We start from the raw sequence: 20272 nt of genomic DNA on the forward strand, positions 1-20272 counted from the left end.
CCTGTGCTAACTGGGGGCAAAGGCGAGACAGCGTTGAGCGTCAGCGATGCTGGCTTGCCTTTGAGGCTGGAGACCGCTCTTTGGCTCCGGCCGACCCCGCAGCCGCACCGCCGCGCCTCGGCGCCACCCCGACCGGACCCAGCGGCCATCAAGGCAAAACAAAAGCGCCAGGTTACCCCAGCGCTTGTGGTCACTTCGCGTATTCCACCGTCCGCTTCTCGCGAATAACAGTGACTTTGATGTGACCGGGATATTCGAGTTCTTTTTCGATGCGATTGCGAATGTCGCGGGCCAGGACCACGGATTGTTCATCCGACAAGGCCTCAGGCTGCACGATTACGCGCACTTCGCGGCCAGCTTGAATCGCATAAGAATGATCGACGCCAGTGAAGCTGTTGGCAATTGACTCCAACTTCTCCAGGCGGTGCAGATAATTCTCCAGCGATTCGGACCGCGCGCCTGGCCGGGCGGCGGAAATGGCATCTGCTGCCGCCACTAAGACCGCAATCACACTGGTTGGTGCCACGTCGCCGTGATGCGAGGCAATCGTGTTGATCACCACTTGTGGTTCTTTGTACTTGGTGGCTAATTCCACCCCAATTTCCACGTGGGAGCCGCCGACTTCACGGTCCTGCGCCTTCCCGATATCATGCAGTAATCCTGCGCGTCTCGCTAAATTGACATCTTCACCCAGCTCAGCGGCCATAATCCCAGCCAACTTCGCCACTTGAATCGAGTGATCCAACACATTTTGCCCATAACTGGTCCGAAAATGAAGGCGCCCTAAAATCTTGATCAGATCCGGATGCATGTTATGAATGCCCACATCAAAAATGGCTTGCTCCCCGACTTCACGAATGCGTTCGTCCATTTCCTTGCGCGCCTTGTCGACCATTTCTTCAATGCGGGCAGGGTGGATTCGGCCATCCTGAATCAGTTTTTCAAGCGCCATCCGCGCAATTTCACGCCGAATCGGGTCAAACCCTGACAGCACAACGGCTTCCGGGGTGTCATCGATAATCAAATCAATACCCGTTAAGGTTTCCAAAGTCCGAATATTACGCCCTTCACGGCCAATAATCCGGCCCTTCATGTCGTCATTCGGCAAAGTCACTGTCGTCACCGTGGTTTCAGCCACGACATCAGAGGCACTTCTTTGGATGGCATCAGCAATCAACGACTTGGCCGTGCGGTCAGCCGTTTCATGTGCTTCATCTTCACTTTCTTTAATCAACTTCGCCCGTTCATGGGCCAACTCTGCCTTGGTGGCAGTAAGGATTTGGTCCCGCGCTTGGTCTTTGGTTAAGCTGGCAATGCGTTCAAGTTCTGCTTGTTGTTTGGCAATGGTCGAAGTAATGTCTTGTTCTCGCTCGTCCAATTGTTGCTGCCGATCGTTGAGGTGCCCCTCGCGATCCGACAAGCTCTGTTCCTTCCGATCAAGGGTATCATCACGATGGTCCAAGGCCTCTTCCCGCTGCAAAACGCGGTGTTCTGACTGTTGGACTTCATGGCGCCGTTCCTTGAGTTCGTTTTCCACCTGCGTGCGATATTGATGGGATTCTTCTCTGGCCTCGACTAATTTCTCTTTTTTTAGCGTCTCGGCTTCTTTGTTAGCAGTCTCGATGATCCCGGCAGCACTATCGTGGGCTTGGTTCAAAGTATTCTGGTGGCTCCGTTTCTGAAGCCAGTTTCCGATCAACAATCCGAGCAATAAAGCGATGACTGCGAGGATTATCGAGATCAGCATTTCTGCGCTCATCTTTTCACCTCCGCATCATCAATTTCTTTCAAGATGCAAATTATATTTTTAAATATGACACAAGGTCGATTGTAGCGGTTTCGCGATTTACTGTCAATACAGGGCCAAGCCGCCAGCCTTACGCTAAAAGGGCTTTGACGCCGGTTCCAGCCAGCATCAAAGCCCTTTTCTGTTAATCTGCTTGCAACGTTTTCAACAGCCAAAACAACCCGGCTTTAACCGCCCGCCCGCGGACTGCCGCCCGGCTACCAGGAAAATGAAACAACTGCGCTTGCGGCGCCTGGCCGCGCTGGGCCAACCCAATCCACACGGTGCCTGCCGGCTGACCGTCATTGGGACCCGGCCCGGCCACGCCGGTAAAGCTGACGGCGACATCCGCTTCGACCTTGGCCAGCGCACCAGTAGCCATCGCCTTAGCAGTGGCTTCACTGACGGCCCCATCACGATTAATCGTGGCTTCATCGAGGCCGAGAAAAGCAGCTTTGGTGTGATTTGAGTAGGTGACAAAGCCGCCTTTGAACCATTCAGACACCCCTGGTACATCCGCCAGGGTCGCTTGGAAAGCGCCTGCGGTCAAACTTTCCGCAGCGGTGACTTGCTTCTGCTGCTCAGCCAAGGCTTTCACCACGGCTTGCGGCAAGCTATTGTCGTCGCCATAACCATAAAAGTATTGCCCGAGACGCGTCTGAATTTCGGCTTCTAGGGGATCAAGCAGCGCCTTGGCCGCGGTTTCATCAGCCGCTTTGGCGGTCAGGCGTAGCGTCACTTCGTAAGGCTTGATATAAGTGGCCAAGGTCGGGTTCTTTTGGCTCTCAATCAAATCCGCCAGCACCGTGGTGACTTTGGATTCACCGATACCGAAGAACCGGAGCACACGGCTCACCATTGTGGCATCGTGACCAAGGCTTTTCAGCAAATAAGGGACCAGCTGATCGAGCACCATGGGTTCGAATTCTTTCGGCGGGCCTGGCAGCAAGATGTACTGTTTGCCTTGGCTGACGCTCACTGCGCCTACCGCCAAGCCGACCTTATTCGTCAGCACCGTGGCGCCGGCAGGATATTTAGCTTGGAGCAAATTGTTGGGCGTCATCGGTTGTTGCTGCTGGGCGGCATACGCCTTCAGTTTCGCCAAAGCCGGCGCATCATCCACCAGCGCCACGCCCAAATGTGCGGCTAAGGTTTGCTTGGACAAATCATCTGGCGTGGGGCCCAACCCGCCGATCAAGATAATGATTTCGGCGCGTTGCTCCGCCAGGGTGATGGCGGCGTCCAACCGGGCCTGATTATCGCCCACCACCTGCTGGTTAAGGCTATCAATGCCTAATTCCGCCAGCTGGTTGGCCAAAAACGCGCCATTGGTATTGGTGATTTGACCCAGTAAGATTTCGGTACCGACTGCGATTAATTCTGCGTTCATTTTGCCACCTCGTATGGTCTTGATTGCATGAGAAAAGCGCAAGGGCAAAGGCCCCTGCGCCGTTGGTTATTGTCCAAATGAATCCGCAAAGACACTGCGATTTTTGTAAAAGTATTCGACCCCGGAGTACACGGTGAAAATTACAGCCAGGTAGAACAGGATTTCACCCAAACCGACCCCGAAGATGGCAGGAATACCAAAGTCGTTCATGAACAAGAAGACAATGGCCAAATCTTGAGTCACGGTTTTGATTTTGCCAGGCCAAGCCGCCGCGAGAACCTCTCCGCCATTGGCCAACAGCAGCCGCAAACCGGTCACCGCCAGCTCTCGCCATAGAATAATGGCAACGCCCCAGGCCGGGATAATGCCAGCCGCTGTGAGGAAAATAAAGGCGGTCATCACCAGAAGCTTGTCGGCCAAAGGATCGGCAAACTTACCGAAGTTGGTAACCAAGTGCCGGGCCCGGGCAATTTTGCCATCGGCCAAGTCCGTCAGCGAAGCCGCCACAAAGATAATGGCTGCCACCAGGTAGGTGACGCTGAGCTTCGCGCTCCCCAGCATGATGGTGCCTGCTGGCCAGCCCAAGACCAGCAAAATGGTGAACACCGGAATCAGGATAATCCGTAGCATCGTCAGTTTATTTGGTAAATTCACGCCTAATCCCCGCTTCCTGTGGTACTGCTATCAGCGAGCTTGAAGGTGATCGTCCGGACCACGCCAGTCGCACCGCTGATATCCACGGTCTTGTCATTCAACTTGATGGTGGTGCCTGGCGTATTACCGGAATGCACGGCAAAACTCGTGACCCCATCTGGCAAATCAACAGTGTGGTCTGAGCCGCCTTGGAGCGTCCCTTGCCAAGTGATACTACCGTTGACATACACTGCAATCCAAGCGGCGCCATCAGGAGCGGCAACGGTCAACTGATTGCCAGATTTAGGCAAGTTAGTGACAGTAGCCGTTTGCTGACTGGCGCTGACCGTGGTCACGGCAACGCTCTGTTCAGCTTTTTTACTGCTGGATGAGGCCTTCTTCTTGCTGGAAGAAGCCGCCTTTTTGCTCGAACTGGTCTTCTTGGAAGAAGACTGAGCGGAGCTGCTGGCTTTCTTCGAAGAAACCGAAACGCTGGCGCTGTCGGTCGGCACGGTTTGCTTTGGCCCTTGCGAGGACTTCCACATCACAAAGTACACGCCAAACACAATAATCACCACGGCCACCACAATCATGATAGGCACAGCATGTTGGCGCAATTTGTTCACCGGGCTGGCGGCGCTACTACGTTCACTGCGGGTCCGATTTTCAACTGATTGTTCAACATATTCCTGCGGCTGCGTGTCGGGAATATCCTGCTGAAATTGTGTGAGCAGCTCGTCGGCGTTCAGGCCAACGGTTTCCGCATATTGCTTGATGAAGGCCCGAACATAAAAGTCACCTGGGAGCGCATCAAAATTGCCTTCTTCAATCGCGATCAAATAACGCTTTTGAATCTTCGTGATTTGTTGAAGGTCATCTAATGTATACCCTTTTTCAATTCGAGCAGTCCGCAGCTTTTGCCCAATTTCATCCATTTGTTTTCTTCACCCGCTATTAATTATTCGTCGTTTTCAGTATAGCATGAAAATTACATCCCATGAATTAAGAAATTGTTGAGATGCTAACGTAGCCAACCCCCGGTCACATATAACGTTTGGCCGGTCAAATACATCGCCTCTGGGGCCAGCAAACTGGCCACATAGTAGCTGATGTCCGCTGGCTGCGCCAACCGCCCGGCGGGAATATCCGCCTGCACCGCCGCTAAAGCCTCGGGCGAGAAAAAGCGATTCATCTTGGTCGCCACCGCGCCTGGCGCCACCACATTCACCGTGATGCCCAGACTAGCCACTTCTTTGGCATAAGCGCGGGCAAACGCTGACTGGGCGCCTTTTACCGTGCTATAAGCGACTTCCATGGCACTGCCACTGCCGCCGTACACCGAACCAATAAACACGACCCGGCCGTGGCCTGAAGCGGCCAGTTTGCCTTGGAGCTTGGTTAATAAGGCCATGGGCGTCAGCAAATGCACCTGCATGAGCTGGGTCATTTCCGGCAGCGTGCTGCTCTCAAACAAGTGGTACGCCGTCGCGCCAGCCGCAAATACCACCGCATCCACCGCAAATAATTGCGCGGTAAGGGCCTCTAAATGTGTCGGGTCGGTTAAATCATACCGCATCGGGATAAAGTCTTGCTTGGGATAAGCCTTCGCCAATTCGGCGATGAGGGTCGTGACCGGTGCCTCGTGGTCATGATAATGCAGATATAAGGACCAGCCTTGACGCGCGAGCCGCCGCGCACAAGCTTGGCCAATATCGCCGCTGGCCCCAATGATCAAGACTGAGCTCATGGTTGCACCTCCGGGCGAATATGGAAGACTGACAACGCGTCAACGTCAAAGAACATCGCCGCCGCCGCTTTTAAGTCCGCTAACGTGATGGTGCGCATGATTTTGGCCATGTCAAAGTCATTCACCTGGTAAAAGCTTTGAGCGCTGAGCTGGTTCGCAGTTTGTTCCAGTGAATTCAAGGACATGTAATACTTACCCAAACTGGCCTGCTTGATGCGGTCGAACCGCTCCTGCGTCAGGCTCGGCTGCTCCGCGCCATTGGCAATCACTGCCGCCACGGCATCAGACAGTTTTGAGGGTTCATCCGTATCACCAGAAAAAAGCGCGTAGTTATACGTGCGGCCGGCGGTGAATTCAAAGTCAAACGAATCATCCACCCAGCCCCGGTCATACCAATCCTGATAGAGCGGTGACGAGTCGCCAAATAACATTTCCAGCAGGAGCAAAATCGTCAGCTTATACCGCGTGCCGGCTTCATCATCAGGAATATCCACTTGCCCTTTAAGCCCAACGGCACTTTTCGGTCGAATGACAGGTAAATCGGCGGCGCGATAAGGCAAAATTTCCGCCAGTGCGCCATCAAAAGCCACCCCACGCACAATCGGCGTCGCCGGCGCAAAGGTCTTGGCGGCTTGGTTGGCGCTGATCAACGCCATGATTTGGTCAGGATCAAAATGGCCCACCAAGGTCAGCGTCATGTTGCTTGGCTGATAAAACGTGCGATACGCCCGGTATAGTTTCTCCGGCGTAATGGCCGCAATCGAAGCCAAACTTCCGGTCACATCTTGGGCAATCGGATGGCCGGGATACAAGTTGCCCAAAATGCCATAGTACAAAAGCCAGCCAGGATCATCTTGGTACATCTGGATCTCCTGGCCAATAATGCCCTGCTCCTTCGCCACAGTTTCGTCACTGAAATAAGGCGCTTGGACAAAATCCAAAAGCGCGGTGAGGTTTTCCGCCACTGCATTCGCTGAGGAAAATAGGTACGCCGTATTGGTCGCCCCGGTAAAAGCATTGGCTGAAGCACCGGTTTGGCCGAATAAGGCAAAGGCGTCGTGATCTTCTTTTTCAAACAGTTTGTGCTCCAGAAAATGCGCGATACCTTCCGGGTCCTGCACCATTTCGCTGCTGCCAGCCGGTTGATAACGCACATCAATCCCGCCGTAATCAACGGCAAACATGGCATAAGTCTGATGATAGGCCGGCTTGGGCACCAGCTGGACGCGCAAACCATTGGACAGGGTTGCTTTGAGCAGGGTTTCCCCTACTTCGGGATACTCGAACTTCTCCAGCGCCATCACCCTTCCTCCTGTTCTTTCAGCAAATACACAGCCTGCAGGCGCCAAGTTTGCGCTGCCGCCTGCACCTCGGCTTTGGTCACAGCATCAATCGCCGCGGCATAAGCGGCAAAGCCCGGTTGGTGGTTCACTGCTAAGGCGTGCAGCAACTCCTGGCGGGCCAAAAAACGAGGCGAATCATAGGCCGCTTGCCGGCTATTGCGCAAGCCTTCCTTGATGCGGTCCAGCAGGTCATCCTCAAACGCCCCAGTCTGGACGGCTTGCAGTTGCGCCGCAATCAAGGCCTGCACGCGCTTGGCGTTTTGGCCATCGATGCCAGATTGCACCACCATCATGTTCCGAAACGGATCGAAAGCGGCGCTGGCATAGTACGCCAGACTGGCTTTTTCCCGCACGTTGGTGAATAAAAGCGACAGCGGCGAGCCGCCAAACAAATCAGCCGCGACGACATTAGCAAAGTATTTACGCCCATACAAATCGGCATCCACATGGTATGCCAAGTTCAACTTGGCTTGGTTGACATGCGCCGTTTGCGCCTTGGTGCGCAGCTTACCGACGGGCTGGTCGACGGTGAGTTTCATCGGCGCCACTGCCCGCGGCGCAAAGCCCAGGGCTGAAGCCAGCGGTAAGACGTCTGCTTCTGTCACCTGGCCCAGCACCACGATTTCGATTTGGTCATGCGCCAGCATCTGCTGATAGGTTTGCATCAAGGATGCTGGCGTCACCGCCTCCAGCTGCGTAATGGTGCCAAAGCTCGGGGTCATTTGTGCCGGCTGACCCTCGAAATATAACCGCTGCGTTGCCATACTGGCCTGCAACTGGCGATCCTCGTCCAAACTCCCTAGGTAAGCGGCGAGATTTTGCTGCTCTCGGGCAAAAACTTGGTCATCAAACTCGCCGTTCGCCAGCAGCGGGTGCATCAAAACTTCCTTCAACAAGGCAAACCCCGACGCCAGTAGCGGTGCTTGGGCCAGTTGGTCGCTCACCAAATTTAAGGTTGCTGTCACGCGATGCATCTGGCCATCTTTGGCCACCCCGATACCGAAACTAGCGCCAAAGAGCTGCTCTAATGCCGCCGACAACAAACTCTGGGTAGGATAAGCGGCGCTACTGGTTTCCAGCACCGAGGTCAATAACGTGCGGGCCGCATAAGTGGCGGCATTTGCCGGGGCGATAAAATGAATCGCCACCCGCGTGGTTTTGAACTGCGTGGTGGGCACCACATTCAGGTAAACCCCTTGCGTCAATTCCGTTCGCATAGTAACTCCTTTGTTAGTCGTGATTAGGTGCGTCAGGCTGGATATAGACCTTGCGCGGTTTGCTGCCTTCGCTTGGTCCCACCACATGATTGGCAGCCAAATCATCGATCAGCCGGGCCGCGCGGTTGTAGCCAATGCGAAAACGTCGCTGCAACAGTGAGGTCGAGGCCCCTTGTTGTTCAATCACAAATGCCTTAGCTTCTTCATACAACTCATCTTCCGAATCGCCCTGATCGGCTTTATCTGTGCTTTCACTCGGGGCCATGTCTTCAACATATTCTGGTGCCACTTGGTCAGTGATGGCCTTCACCACGGCTTCCACGTCAGCGGAAGGGATAAAGGCACCTTGAATCCGCATTGGCTTAGCCGCATCAATCGGGGCATAAAGCATATCGCCACGGCCCAGCAGTTTTTCCGCGCCGTTCATATCCAAAATCGTCCGGGAATCGACGCCGCTAGACACAGCAAACGCAATGCGGGACGGGAAGTTTGCTTTGATCAGGCCAGTGATAACATCAACCGAGGGCCGCTGAGTGGCGATGATGACATGAATACCAGCCGCCCGGGCCATTTGTCCCAGCCGCACCAAGGCGGTTTCGACTTCATTACCAGCCACCATCATCAGGTCGCTTAATTCATCGACCACCACCACTATCAGTGGCATGTGCGGCAAATCCGGGTCGTTAGCCGCGGCCACTTTGCGGTTGTACTCGCCGATATTGCGCACGCCAGCGGCAGAGAAGCGCTCATAGCGATTCTCCATTTCCTTCACGATTTTATTCAAAGCCGATGGCGCCTTTTTGGCTTCGGTGATGACTGGGGTCAACAAGTGAGGCACGCCATCATACACCGACAGCTCCACTTTCTTCGGATCAATCAACATCATCCGCACGGCTTCTGGTTTAGTGGTCATGAGGAGGCTCGTGATGATGACATTGATCATCACCGACTTACCGGACCCGGTCGCCCCAGCAATCAGCAGATGCGGCATTTTTGTCAGGTCAAAGGTGATCACATGACCATCGACATCTTTCCCCAGCGGGATGACCAGTGGCTTGCCAGGGTGCGGCGGGGTTGCTTCCAGCACATCACGATAACCCACCGTAGCGATTTGCTGATTCGGGACTTCAATCCCAATCACCGACTTACCAGGAATCGGGGCCTCAATCCGGATATCTTTTGCCGCTAAGGCCAACGCCAGGTCATCAGAAAGATTCGTGATTTTGGACACTTTCACGCCCACTGCTGGTTCAATTTCATACTGCGTGATACTGGGGCCTAAGTTGGCGGCCTTCACCGTCACATACACGCCAAAACTCTTCAGCGTGTCGCGCAACTTAGCACTGTTCGTACGAATTTTGCTCATTTCCTTGGACTGATCGACGGCTGGGATAGCGGTCAGCAGTTGCATGCTGGGCAGATTATAATCTGACGTGCCATCCCCAGCGGTCAGCGGCGTTTCGTCTTTTGCCGCCGGGTCATCCGCCAATATTTCGGTTTGTTCTACTTTAGGTTTGGGGACATTGATTTTAAACTCGTCGGCCTCAGCACGCGGCGTTGGCAAGTCCTTCTCCGGGGCCGGCTGCGGCTCAGGCTCAGGCGTCGGGGCTGGTTGCGGATTAAGCTTGGCTGCAGCTTTTGGCTTGGCGGGACGGTCTGCGAATTGCGCCTGCAAACTGCGTACGCCTTCAGCGAGCTTGCTACCCAGCCAGTGCGCAGCAGCAAAGACTTGCGCCGCTTTGACGCCGGCGAGAATACTGAGGCCCACCAACACGAGCAGCCAGAACAAGATCAACGCCCCAATATTGGCCAACAGCGGCGTCAGCACATTCACTAGCGCCCCACCAATCAGACCCCCGCCCACGCGATTGGACGTGGTCATTAACGTAAAATCTTGTTGCAACAGGCGCCAAGTCGCCAGCAAAAAATGCGCATGCACATGCTGTGCGGTCATCGCCATGCTGGACAAAATGCCCAGGCCCCCAAGCGCCAGCACCCCACTGCCCCACAGCAGCCGCCCGGTTGGTCGCAGCGGTTTGCCCGCCACCAACAGCCAGGCGCCATAGGCAATGAGCACCCCGGCGCCGATCAGATAGGCATCCCCAATCACCAAGCGGAAGCAGTTAGCAAAAAATGTGCCCACAATGCCCAGCCGGAAAAAGGCCAGCGCAGCCACAACAAAAAGACCGCAGCCCACCCAATTGAGCGTGTGGTCATCCGGCCGTTTCCGTTTGGTGGCCGGCCGTCTCTTTTTACTGGTTTTTCGCGCTTGCGCCATAACTGCCTCCTTGAATCATTCACGCCCATTATACACGAGGGTTAACCGAACTAAAACCGCCGAAAGCCCTAGGCCCCCCAAGAAAAAAGCGGCCTTGACAGCCGCTCATGGGGTTATTTGAGTTTATCATGCGGGTAAGTGTGACTGCGCTCCAGCCCAGCGAAGTTTTGCTGCCGCAGCGCTTCGTACACCACCAGCGCCGCACAATTCGAGAGGTTAAGGGCCCGCACCTTGTCAGTCATGGGAATGCGCACTGCCTTTTCGGGATTGGCTCGCATAAACGGCTCTGGCAGGCCAGTGGTTTCCTTCCCGAACATGAAATAGTGATCCACCGTGGGATCGCTTAAATCGCGGTCGGAATAGGTGGTTTCTGCAAACTTGGACACCAAGTACAGATACCGCTGATCCGGCACGGTTTTCATGAAGGCCTCAAGCGATTCGTGGTAAACGATTTGGACTGAAGCCCAATAATCAAGCCCGGCGCGCTTCAGATGCTTATCATCGACGGAAAAGCCCAAGGGTTTGATCAAATCCAGCACACTGTCGGTGGCTGCCGCCGTGCGGGCAATATTACCGGTGTTGGCCGGAATTAAAGGTTGATACAACACAAGGTGGTTCGTCATTTTACGCCTCCGCTAAAAACATTGTTTCTATCTTACCACACAAAAAAACGTACTGCCTCGGTGTCTGCACGGCGAGGCGGTACGTTAATAAAGTTTTTCATCGCTAACTTTTATCAATTTCCCAAAAGCAAGCCCTGATAAAAGCCAGAAATAAAAATGCTTGTCAATAATCTAACACTTTTGTTCAGGAAAAGCAATCGAATCTTTAGAAGTTGTTCACTTGTAATAGACGAACTGCCACATGAATGTGCGTCGGTGGTGCTGCTAGCAAGGCCTCACGTTTGGCCGCCGGCGCCTGCCAGCTCAGTGGCGTCATGGCCATCACATCCTCAAATTGCGCTGACGTCACTGCGAAGTCGTAGCTAAACAACTGACTGGTGGCCTGCGGATAAGTCGCCATGAAGCGGCTCAGCACCGCCTCGTTGCTATAAGTGGCTTTATCAGTGCCGGCATACAAGCCGGTGCGCAACTCTTGAAGATAACCGGCTTCCGGGATGACCTTAAACAACCGGCCGCCGGGTTGCAGCACCCGATCAAATTCCCGATAAGCGCCTGGCGAAAACAGATCCACCACGGCTGAAAAGCGGCTCGCCAGAAAGGGCAACCGGGCCAAATCGGCCACACAGTACAGCGCCGAGGTCGCCAAACTGCCAGCCAGATTAATTGCCGGCGCCGAAATATCAAAGCCCACGGCCTGCGCCACAGTCGCCAGAAACGCAGTCGGGGTGCCTTCCCCGCAGCCAACATCAAGCACTAAATCTGCCGCGGTGAGTTGCGATTTGATGGCTGTTAAAAACGGCTCAAAGAACCCCGCTTGCAGCACTCGGCGCCGCGCCGCCAGCATTGGCGCATCGTATTCCGTCGGTACTGGCTTGTTCAGAAAGTTCACCGTGCCTTTTTTGGCCAAATCAAAGCGATGCCCATTTTCACAAACCAGACTGGTGCCCTCAATCTGCAACGACTGCTGACACACTGGACAAGCAAATAACGGTTCTAACGCTGCCATCGCTTGCGCTTTGGCTAATATTTTGCGCAACTGCTTCGTCTCCTCTGTATTCTGAGCGCGTTTTCCAGTACACTTAACCTAAAGTGCTAAAGGAGGTTCACATGCTCTCGATTTATAAATACGATGATACCGTGGGAAAAATAAAGTCACAAGACAAAATCGAAGCCGGTGTGTGGATCAACGCCGTGGCGCCCACCACGGCGGAATTGACCAAACTGATCAAAAAAGCGCGCGTGCCGGAAGACTTTTTGCTCTATGGCCTTGATCCAGACGAAGGGGCCCGCTATGAATATGATGAAGACGTTGATGCCCACCTGCTGATTTTTGACATGCCGGTGGCCTCAATCAATGATAAAAAGCGCGTCATCTACAAAACTGTGCCGCTGGCCATCATTATTACGGCCACCGCGCTGATTACCATTGACCGCGAACCCCAGCCCTTACTGGCGCTGTTTGCGGAAGGCAAAGTGGCCAATTTCAACCCCAAGATGAAGAACAAAGCGGCGCTGATCATGATGTACCGGGCCACGGCTGCTTACCTGACCTACTTGCGTGACATCAACAAAGATCGCGAAAATTTGGAAAACAAACTGCAATCTAACCTGCGCAACGAAGATCTCTATGCGTTAATGGGTGTGCAGCGAGGATTGGTGTACTTCATGATGAGTCTGCGCACCGACCGCAACGTGCTGGAACAACTGCAGCGCAATAACCCGCTGCGGCTCAATGAAGATGATCAGGATCTGCTCGATGACATCTTGATTGAAAATCAACAAGGGACTGAAATGGCGCAGATTTCCAATTCCATCATCAGCGAAACTTCGGATACGTACTCGTCCATCATCTCCAACAACATGAACGGCGTCATGAAGTTCTTGACCTCTTACTCGATTATCCTCACCATCCCCACTTTGGTCTTCTCCTTCTATGGCATGAACGTTGAATTGCCACTGGCAGGGATGCATGTCAGCTGGATTATCACGATTATCATTTCCTTGATCATCGCAGTCCTACTGGGCTATCAGTTCTGGAAAAAGAAGTATTTCTAACACTTACCTGCCAGGTTGGCCTTGCCACCTGGCTTTTTTCATGGCAAAAATCCTGCCACCGGTGCATTCGGCACCGTCTTTTCATTGAATGTTCGATACGTCACGAACATTATTCTGACATTATCCGAAAAAATTTGACATTTCCGGACAATGTTTGTATATTAGCGCGTGGTGGCCTGCAACCCTAACGAAAATTCACTGCAGGCGAAAGGACGATCAACATGGAAATTTTCGATTATGAAGACATTCAACTGATTCCCAACAAATGCGTGGTGCGCTCCCGCAAGGAAGTTGACACCAGCGTTGAGTTTGGCGGCCGCACCTTCAAGCTGCCGGTTGTCCCCGCCAATATGCAAACCATTATCGACGCCCCCCTGGCGAAGTGGCTAGCAGCACATGACTACTTTTACGTCATGCACCGGTTTAACCCAGAAACGCGAATGCAGTTTATTCAAGACATGCATGCCGCCAACTTGTTTGCCTCGATTTCAGTCGGCGTCAAGGCCGAAGAATTCTCCTTCATCAAAGAACTCGCCGGCGCTGAACTGGTGCCAGAATACATCACCATCGACATTGCCCACGGCCATGCCGACATTGTGATGGATATGATTCGCCACATCAAAAAATACCTGCCCGATAGCTTTGTGATTGCCGGTAATGTTGGCACCCCACAAGGTGTCCGCGACCTTGAAAATGCCGGCGCTGACGCCACGAAAGTTGGCATCGGTCCCGGCAAGGTCTGCATCACCAAAATCAAAACCGGTTTTGGGACCGGCGGCTGGCAACTGGCCGCCTTGCGCTGGTGCGCTAAAGCCGCCCGCAAGCCCATCATCACCGACGGCGGCATCCGCACCAACGGCGACATCGCTAAGTCGATTCGCTTTGGCGCCACCATGTGCATGATTGGCTCGCTGTTTGCTGGCCATGAAGAAACCCCCGGCAAGCACGTCATCAAAGACGGCAAAGAATACCAAGAATACTTTGGCTCTGCCTCAGAATACCAAAAAGGCGCCAAGCACAACGTCGAAGGCAAAAAAATCCTCCTGCCGGTGAAAGGCTCTATCAAAGACACCCTCACCGAGATGCAAGAAGACCTGCAATCTGCCGTCTCCTACGCCGGCGGCCGCGACCTCAAAGCCTTAACCACAGTTGATTACGTTATCGTCAAGAATTCCATTTTTAATGGCGATCAATACTAAGCCAAGTAAGGACCGACAATTCGGTCCTTTTTGCTTACAACGTTGTCGTAGCATCCTGGTCAAGCTAATCTATTTTCGATACCTCACCGCCACCGCAGCAGTGCCAATCAAGCCGACCAGACTAAAAATTAGCGTCAACGTGAGTGAAATTACCCTAGCCGCGCCCAAAAGCAGGGCAATAGAGGTCAAGCCAACAAACAGCCAGCCCCAACCAGTCCGACCCCAGAATTTCTTCGACATGGACTGCCACCTCCGAAATGATTTGACAACACTTTAAGCCAGAATCGCAGTAGATACAATCAATCAGCATCGCCGCGAGGTCACCACCCCAGGGCCGGTCAGCCGGAGTCGGCAGGGGCTCAGGGGTGAAATTGTTCTTGGCCAACTTGTTGGCCTAGAACAAGCCGCGACTTCGAGACAAGCTTTGCTTGGCTCAAAGCGCTGGCCACCCCGTTCCAGCCCCTGCCGGCGGAGGCTAACCGGCTCGGCAGTTAACACTAAACCCTCTCCACAGCCTAGTCGCGCTGCGCTGGGCAACGCCCGAGCAGCTAGCTACGCCATAGGCCTTCCCGCCAAGCTCGGCGGCAATGCCTATGACTAGGCTACCTGTCGGGCTAAGTGCGCCCAGCTCCACAGCCTGTTCACGCCGCTGCCTGTTCTTGCGGGAGCGTTTTCTGGTATAATGCAGGAGATCGCGCTATTGCGCAAAGGAGGCAACATTGATGAAGGAAACAGTATTACTCGGTGGCTATACCCGGCATGAAGGCCAGGGCATCTACCGCGCCGACTTCGATTCAGATACTGGGGCGATGAGCACCCCGGAACCTTATATCACGTCTTTGGGCTCACCCACTTACATGGCCGTCTCCAACGCCGGCATTGCTTACGCCGTGGATGCAGCTGACGGCAAAGGCGGCGTGGCTGCCATCGACTTGAACCAAAACCCACCTGTTTTGTTGAATACGGTCTTAGAACCTGGCACGTCGCCGGCTCACATTTCAATCGATGAAAAGCGCCAGCTGGTATTTGCTGCCAACTATCACGAAGGCCGCGTGAATGTCTACAAGATCAACGCGGATCACACCATTACCCCGACTGATGTCGCACGTCATCACGGCCATGGTCCCAAGCCGGAACAAGATGCTAGCCATGTCCACTTCGCTGGTCTTACCCCAGACGGCCGCTTAGCTGTGATTGATTTGGGCACCGATGAGGTTTACACCTACCCGTTGAATGATGAAGGCAAGTTGGACACGCCAGCGATTTTGAAGCTGGCGCCAGGGTTTGGCCCGCGCCACCTGGTGTTCCACCACAGCAAGCCGATTGCCTACTTGCTGGCTGAACTCTCCAGCCAAATCACGGTGTTGCAATACGACCCTGCCACTGGGCGCTTCACCCAAGGCCAGACGCTGAAGACCATCCCGGCTGATTGGACGAAGCACAATGGCGCTGCCGCCATTCGCATTAGCGCTGATAGCCGGTTCATCTACGTCACCAACCGCGGTTACAACAGCGTCACTGTGTTTGAAGTGAGCGAAGATGGCCAAAGCCTCACCGAAATCCAGCAGATTCCTTCTGAAGGCGACTTTCCGCGGGACGCTGCGCTAGACTTGTCAGAAAACTTCTTGCTGGCAGTGAACCAGAACACCAGCAATGGCACGCTGTACAAGCGTGATTCCGACAGCGGCAAGCTGACGCTCGTGCAAAAGGACATTGTCGCACCCGAAAGCGTCAATGTGGTTTTCCTGAAAGCCTAGGCTTAAACTGACCCAGCAATGGGTCTTTTTTATTGGGATTGTGTAAAATTTGCTTTTCCCCCTCGCCAGCACCGTCTTGCAAGGTATACTGAAAACATTGAAATGCTTTAGGAGGAAATTATGTTAGATATTATCAAAGCCGTGATCATCGGGATTGTTGAAGGGCTCACCGAGTTCCTGCCCATCAGTTCCACCGGCCATATCGATTTGGTCAGCCAACTGGTGAAAATCAACCAACCTGCCGCTTTCATGGCGATGTTTGAATATGTGATTCAGTTCGGCGCCATTTTGGCGGTGGTGCTGCTGTACTTCAATAAGCTCAATCCTTGGAGTCCCCAGAAAAACCACGACCAACGCCAAGCCACCTGGGTGCTATGGGCCAAAGTCGTGGTTGCCGTCCTACCGTCAGTGGTGATTGGCCTGCCGCTGAATGATTTCATGGATGAACACCTGCACAAGCCGCTGGTTGTGGCCTCGATGTTGATCCTCTATGGGATCTTGTTCATCGTCATTGAAAACATCTTCAAAAACCGCGCACCGAAAATCAGTAAGCTCGCTGACTTGAGCTTCCAAACTGCCCTCTTCATTGGCCTGTTCCAAGCGCTCTCGATTGTGCCAGGGACCAGCCGTTCTGGCGCCACGATTCTTGGGGCGATCATTCTCGGCACCAGCCGGTATGTGGCCACGGAATTTTCTTTCTTCCTGGCAATTCCGACGATGGTTGGGGTCTCCATTCTCAAAATCGGCAAATTTCTGCTGCAAGGTAATGCCTTCACCGGCGCTCAGTGGGCCATTTTAGCCACTGGGATGATTGTTTCATTCCTTGTCGCGGTGGTATCCATCAAGTGGCTGCTGAAATTCGTGCAAACCCACGATTTCAAACCCTTTGGCTGGTACCGCATTGCCTTGGGGCTGGTCGTGCTACTCGTTTTGTTCCTATAAGGAGGCAAATTTATGTTACTGAAAGAAGCTTGTGTTGAGAATTTCACCAATATCCCAGCCGCGCTGCAAGCCGGCGCCAAGCGCATCGAATTGAACGATAACTTGGCTGTCGGCGGCACTACCGTTTCCCGGGGCGTGATGGCAGAAGCAACCCGCTACGTCCATGAAAATGACGCCAGCTTGGTGGCCATGATCAGACCGCGCGGCGGCAACTTTGTCTACTCGGACACCGAGCTGAAAATCATGGAAGCCGATTTGTTTGTCGCGCAGGAACTTGGTGTGGACGCCGTGACCTTTGGCGCCTTGACCCCGGACGGCTGGCTGGATGAAGAGGCCATGGAAAACCTCATTGCCGCTAGCGCCGGTATGACGGTGGTAATGCACATGGCCTTTGATGCCATTCCTGAAGCCAAGCAAGCGGCCGCCATTGATTGGCTGGCCGCCCGAGACGTCAGCCGCATTCTCACCCACGGCGGTCCGCTCACCGAGTCGATTGACGCCACCACCCCTCATCTCAAGGAATTAGTGACGTTGGCGCAAGGCAAGCTCGAAATTCTGCCTGGCGGCGGCATTACCGCAGCCAACGTCGAAGCCGTCACCTCGGCAATTGGGGTCAACCAAGCCCATGGCACCAAAATCGTGACCATCGCGTAATGCTTGAAACACAAACAGAGCCGCACTGCTTCAAATGTTGAAGCAGTGCGGCTCATTTTTTACGGTTTTACTTGCGGTCGGCGGCGCCCATCACGAACGCCGCTACGCAGCCAAAGCCAGTGTGGCTGGCAATGGTGAGGCCGATGTCGCCGAGGGTCACGTTCGCGTCAGGCGCTTTGGCCAAAATCATCTTCTTGGTTTCTTCCGCCGCGGCGGTGTCCCCTGAGGTGCCAATTAACACAGGCTGCTTGGGGTCACTGGGCAAAGCGGCAACCACTTTGTCGGCTAAGGCCTGCAGCGAACGCTTGCGGGCGCGCACCTTGCTGACCACGCGCAACTTACCGGCGGGATCGACATCCATCACCGGTTTGATATTCAGCATCGTCCCTAACGCCGCTGAGGTCCGCGACACGCGGCCGCCGTGGTACAGGTAATCTAGGCTGTCCACCGTGAACCACTGCTGCAAACGCAGGCGGTTGGCTTCAAACCACGCGACCAATTCGGCCAGCGTCTTGCCTTCTTGCTGCAGGCGGATGGCTTCCAGCACCATCCGGCCTTCGCCTTCAGAAGCTGCCAGCGTATCCACGATTTCCAACTGGGCATCGGGATACTGCTCCAGCACCATCGCCTTGGCTTGCTGGGCGCTGGCCATTGAGCTGCTCAGCCCGCCGGAGAACCCAATATAGACTGCAGGTGTGCCTGCCTTCGCGTAAGGCGTGAAAAAGTCCACATACTCGCCGATGTTGATGGCTGAAGTTGATGGCATCACCCCGGCTTTGATTTTCTCAAAGAATTCTTGGAGCTCATACGAGCCGCCCATGTCATCGGTCAAATCCTGGCCGGCCACATTAAAGTGAAACGGCACGAACGCCACCTTGTTGGCCTTTAAGGTCGCCAAGGGGAGATCACAGGCAGAATCCGTTAATAGTTGATACATCTTTTCCACATCCTTACTTGAGCTGCAACTTTTCTTGCGCTACCAACGATAACATATCAGGCGGCAGCGCCGCGGTCAACTCTAGCCGCTTTTTGGCAATGGGATGCCAAAACGTCAAAGCGGCGCAGTGCAGGGCCTGCCGCGCCATCCCTGGCGGCCCGCCATAGAGGTCGTCGCCGAAGAGCGGATGACCAATCGCGGCAAAATGCACCCGGATCTGGTGGGTGCGGCCGGTGTGCAACTGCACCTGCACTAACGCCGCGGCAGGATTAGCCGCTAGGGTTTCATATTCAGTCACCGAGGTTTTCCCAGTTAAGGTCACTTGGCGCTTCATGTAAAAATCCTGACTGCGGCCGATTTTGAGCACCAACCAACCATGCTCAGCCAAGCCGGCGCCACCTCGCACCACCGCTAAGTAGGTTTTGCTGAGGTCATCGGTGTGGAGCTGCCGGTCCAGCAAGCTGTGAACAAAGCCACTTTTGGCAAACAGCATCAGGCCACTGGTATCTCGATCCAGCCGGGTCACCACATGAATGGCCGCACTTTCGGCATGGGTCTTGATCAAATAGGCCTTCACCCGATTGGCCATACTGTCGTTGCCTTTGGCAGCATCGGGAATCGAGGCCACCCCGGCCGGCTTATTCACCACCAGTAAATATTCATCTTCGTAGCAAATGGCCAGTGGCGCTTCATATGGCACCACGGTATCCACCGCCACTTCCGGCGCCGTTTGCAGGAAAATCTGATCCCCCGACCGCAAGCGAAAGGCGGTATTGCGCTGCTTTCGATTCACAAACACAAAACCGCCATGAAATTTTAGCTTTTTCAATTGGGCCAAGGAAAAACCTTGTTGAATCAAAAAGTGTTGCAAGGTGTTGCGCGGGCCTTCATACGTCCACTTAAAGCGCATCAGGTTTCTTCGCGCCGATAAAGGCGTCCTCCACGCGGTCCCAGAAGTGCATATGGCGATAGCGAGCAAAGTGAATGCGCTCGCTGGCAATTTTGAAGCGGATGGCATTGATCATCGAGGGCCGGGCAGTGAATTGATCGATGGTCATCACGTAATCCTGGAACGGCTCTGGCCGGAGCGAAATCCATTCGTCTGGCGCCAAAATCATCGGGGCGGCCAACGTCCGGAACACCCGGTTGTTGATCGAGGCGATTTCGGTGACTTGCATCGCATCCAGCCGCGGATGAATCACGGCCCCGCCGTTGGACTTACTGTAAGCCGTGGAACCGGTTGGCGTGGCCACACACAACCCGTCGCCGCGGAAGCTTTCGAAGAAGTTCTCCCGGATGTACACATCGCTGCGCATCGTGCCGCTTTCCCGCTTCAGCGTCGCTTCGTTCAGCGCTAGGTAATGCGCCGTCGTGCCGTCTTCAAAGTCGGCCAGGACGTCGAGCAAAGGATACGAAATACTTTCGCCGGAATCGCGATTCAGGGCTTCAATCAAGGCATCCACTTCAAAATCGCGCCAGTCCGTGTAAAAACCCAAGTGCCCAGTGTGCACGCCAATAAACCGGACATGATCTAGCTGGTCGGCATAGCGGTGAAACGCTGATAACAGCGTGCCATCGCCGCCGACGGTAATCACCACATCCGGGTGCGCTTCATCGATTTGAAATGCTGGGGCCTTCAAACCAGCCAAGAGCTTGCCCTTGGCCACTTGGGAATTCGCGTTTGAATTGGCGTGAATAGACACTCGCATGC

The 20272-nt window shown here is 54.2% G+C and carries 19 protein-coding genes; 5 read left to right on the plus strand and 14 right to left on the minus strand.

Going from position 1 to position 20272, the window contains the following annotated elements; genetic code table 11:
- Positions 1 to 190: 190 nt before the first annotated feature.
- The 10 genes from rny to EKM90_RS07365 form a co-directional block, all read right to left on the minus strand.
- Entirely contained in the window at positions 191 to 1759 is a 1569-nt protein-coding gene (gene rny, locus EKM90_RS07320) for a ribonuclease Y (RefSeq protein WP_125581212.1), read from the minus strand.
- 172 nt (positions 1760 to 1931) lie between these two features.
- Positions 1932 to 3176: a competence/damage-inducible protein A gene (locus tag EKM90_RS07325; RefSeq protein ID WP_125581214.1), complete on the minus strand. Its 1245-nt coding sequence runs from the start codon at positions 3174 to 3176 to the stop codon at positions 1932 to 1934.
- A 66-nt stretch (positions 3177 to 3242) separates the two neighbouring features.
- Complete coding sequence (gene pgsA, locus EKM90_RS07330) at positions 3243 to 3830, minus strand: CDP-diacylglycerol--glycerol-3-phosphate 3-phosphatidyltransferase (protein WP_125581216.1); 588 nt, start codon at positions 3828 to 3830, stop codon at positions 3243 to 3245.
- Between the two features lie 2 nt (positions 3831 to 3832).
- Positions 3833 to 4744 carry a helix-turn-helix domain-containing protein gene (locus tag EKM90_RS07335; RefSeq protein WP_125581218.1) on the minus strand — a complete coding sequence of 304 codons (912 nt, stop codon included), beginning with the start codon at positions 4742 to 4744 and terminating at the stop codon, positions 3833 to 3835.
- An 86-nt stretch (positions 4745 to 4830) separates the two neighbouring features.
- Complete coding sequence (gene ymfI / locus EKM90_RS07340; protein ID WP_125581220.1) at positions 4831 to 5556, minus strand: elongation factor P 5-aminopentanone reductase; 726 nt, start codon at positions 5554 to 5556, stop codon at positions 4831 to 4833.
- Positions 5553 to 6857 (minus strand): EF-P 5-aminopentanol modification-associated protein YfmH, encoded by a 1305-nt coding sequence (yfmH, locus tag EKM90_RS07345; protein ID WP_125581222.1) that lies wholly within the window; start codon positions 6855 to 6857, stop codon positions 5553 to 5555. Before yfmH ends, ymfI begins: the two co-directional genes overlap by 4 nt.
- Positions 6857 to 8116: an EF-P 5-aminopentanol modification-associated protein YfmF gene (gene yfmF / locus EKM90_RS07350; RefSeq protein WP_164507901.1), complete on the minus strand. Its 1260-nt coding sequence runs from the start codon at positions 8114 to 8116 to the stop codon at positions 6857 to 6859. The genes yfmH and yfmF overlap by 1 nt, the downstream gene beginning before the upstream one ends.
- A gap of 13 nt (positions 8117 to 8129) precedes the next feature.
- A complete protein-coding gene (locus EKM90_RS07355) occupies positions 8130 to 10394 on the minus strand; it encodes an FtsK/SpoIIIE family DNA translocase (protein WP_125581226.1) in 2265 nt (754 codons plus the stop codon).
- A gap of 113 nt (positions 10395 to 10507) precedes the next feature.
- Entirely contained in the window at positions 10508 to 11017 is a 510-nt protein-coding gene (locus EKM90_RS07360) for a tRNA (cytidine(34)-2'-O)-methyltransferase (RefSeq protein WP_125581229.1), read from the minus strand.
- Positions 11018 to 11222: 205 nt separating this feature from the next.
- Complete coding sequence (locus EKM90_RS07365; RefSeq protein ID WP_225422775.1) at positions 11223 to 12053, minus strand: putative RNA methyltransferase; 831 nt, start codon at positions 12051 to 12053, stop codon at positions 11223 to 11225.
- A gap of 71 nt (positions 12054 to 12124) precedes the next feature.
- Here EKM90_RS07365 and EKM90_RS07370 point away from each other — a divergent pair, with 71 nt between their 5' ends.
- Both EKM90_RS07370 and EKM90_RS07375 read left to right on the plus strand, forming a co-directional pair.
- On the plus strand, positions 12125 to 13072 hold the full coding sequence (locus EKM90_RS07370; RefSeq protein ID WP_125581231.1) for a magnesium transporter CorA family protein: 948 nt from the start codon (positions 12125 to 12127) through the stop codon (positions 13070 to 13072).
- Positions 13073 to 13293: 221 nt separating this feature from the next.
- Positions 13294 to 14271, plus strand: coding sequence for a GMP reductase (locus EKM90_RS07375; protein ID WP_125581233.1), 978 nt, complete (start codon positions 13294 to 13296; stop codon positions 14269 to 14271).
- Positions 14272 to 14340: 69 nt separating this feature from the next.
- Here EKM90_RS07375 and EKM90_RS12810 read toward each other — a convergent pair whose 3' ends face one another.
- Entirely contained in the window at positions 14341 to 14511 is a 171-nt protein-coding gene (locus EKM90_RS12810; RefSeq protein WP_164507902.1) for a hypothetical protein, read from the minus strand.
- Between the two features lie 482 nt (positions 14512 to 14993).
- Here EKM90_RS12810 and EKM90_RS07380 point away from each other — a divergent pair, with 482 nt between their 5' ends.
- The 3 genes from EKM90_RS07380 (at position 14994) to EKM90_RS07390 (ending at position 17624) form a co-directional block, all read left to right on the plus strand.
- Positions 14994 to 16028, plus strand: coding sequence for a lactonase family protein (locus tag EKM90_RS07380; RefSeq protein WP_125581235.1), 1035 nt, complete (start codon positions 14994 to 14996; stop codon positions 16026 to 16028).
- 120 nt (positions 16029 to 16148) lie between these two features.
- Positions 16149 to 16970, plus strand: coding sequence for an undecaprenyl-diphosphate phosphatase (locus EKM90_RS07385; protein ID WP_125581237.1), 822 nt, complete (start codon positions 16149 to 16151; stop codon positions 16968 to 16970).
- A gap of 12 nt (positions 16971 to 16982) precedes the next feature.
- Entirely contained in the window at positions 16983 to 17624 is a 642-nt protein-coding gene (locus tag EKM90_RS07390; protein ID WP_125581239.1) for a copper homeostasis protein CutC, read from the plus strand.
- A gap of 67 nt (positions 17625 to 17691) precedes the next feature.
- On the opposite strand, the gene EKM90_RS07395 is transcribed toward EKM90_RS07390, so the two are convergent.
- From EKM90_RS07395 to EKM90_RS07405, 3 genes are read right to left on the minus strand one after another with little or no spacing between them, the layout of a single operon-like run.
- The gene (locus tag EKM90_RS07395; RefSeq protein ID WP_125581241.1) at positions 17692 to 18561 is read right to left on the minus strand and encodes a DegV family protein; all 870 of its coding nucleotides are present in this window, start codon (positions 18559 to 18561) and stop codon (positions 17692 to 17694) included.
- Positions 18562 to 18574: 13 nt separating this feature from the next.
- Positions 18575 to 19471, minus strand: coding sequence for an RluA family pseudouridine synthase (locus tag EKM90_RS07400; protein ID WP_125581243.1), 897 nt, complete (start codon positions 19469 to 19471; stop codon positions 18575 to 18577).
- On the minus strand, positions 19461 to 20270 hold the full coding sequence (locus EKM90_RS07405; protein WP_125581245.1) for an NAD kinase: 810 nt from the start codon (positions 20268 to 20270) through the stop codon (positions 19461 to 19463). The genes EKM90_RS07400 and EKM90_RS07405 overlap by 11 nt, the downstream gene beginning before the upstream one ends.
- Positions 20271 to 20272: the final 2 nt, after the last annotated feature.

This window comes from Lacticaseibacillus suibinensis, from assembly GCF_003946175.1.
In the GTDB taxonomy this organism is placed as follows: domain Bacteria; phylum Bacillota; class Bacilli; order Lactobacillales; family Lactobacillaceae; genus Lacticaseibacillus; species Lacticaseibacillus suibinensis.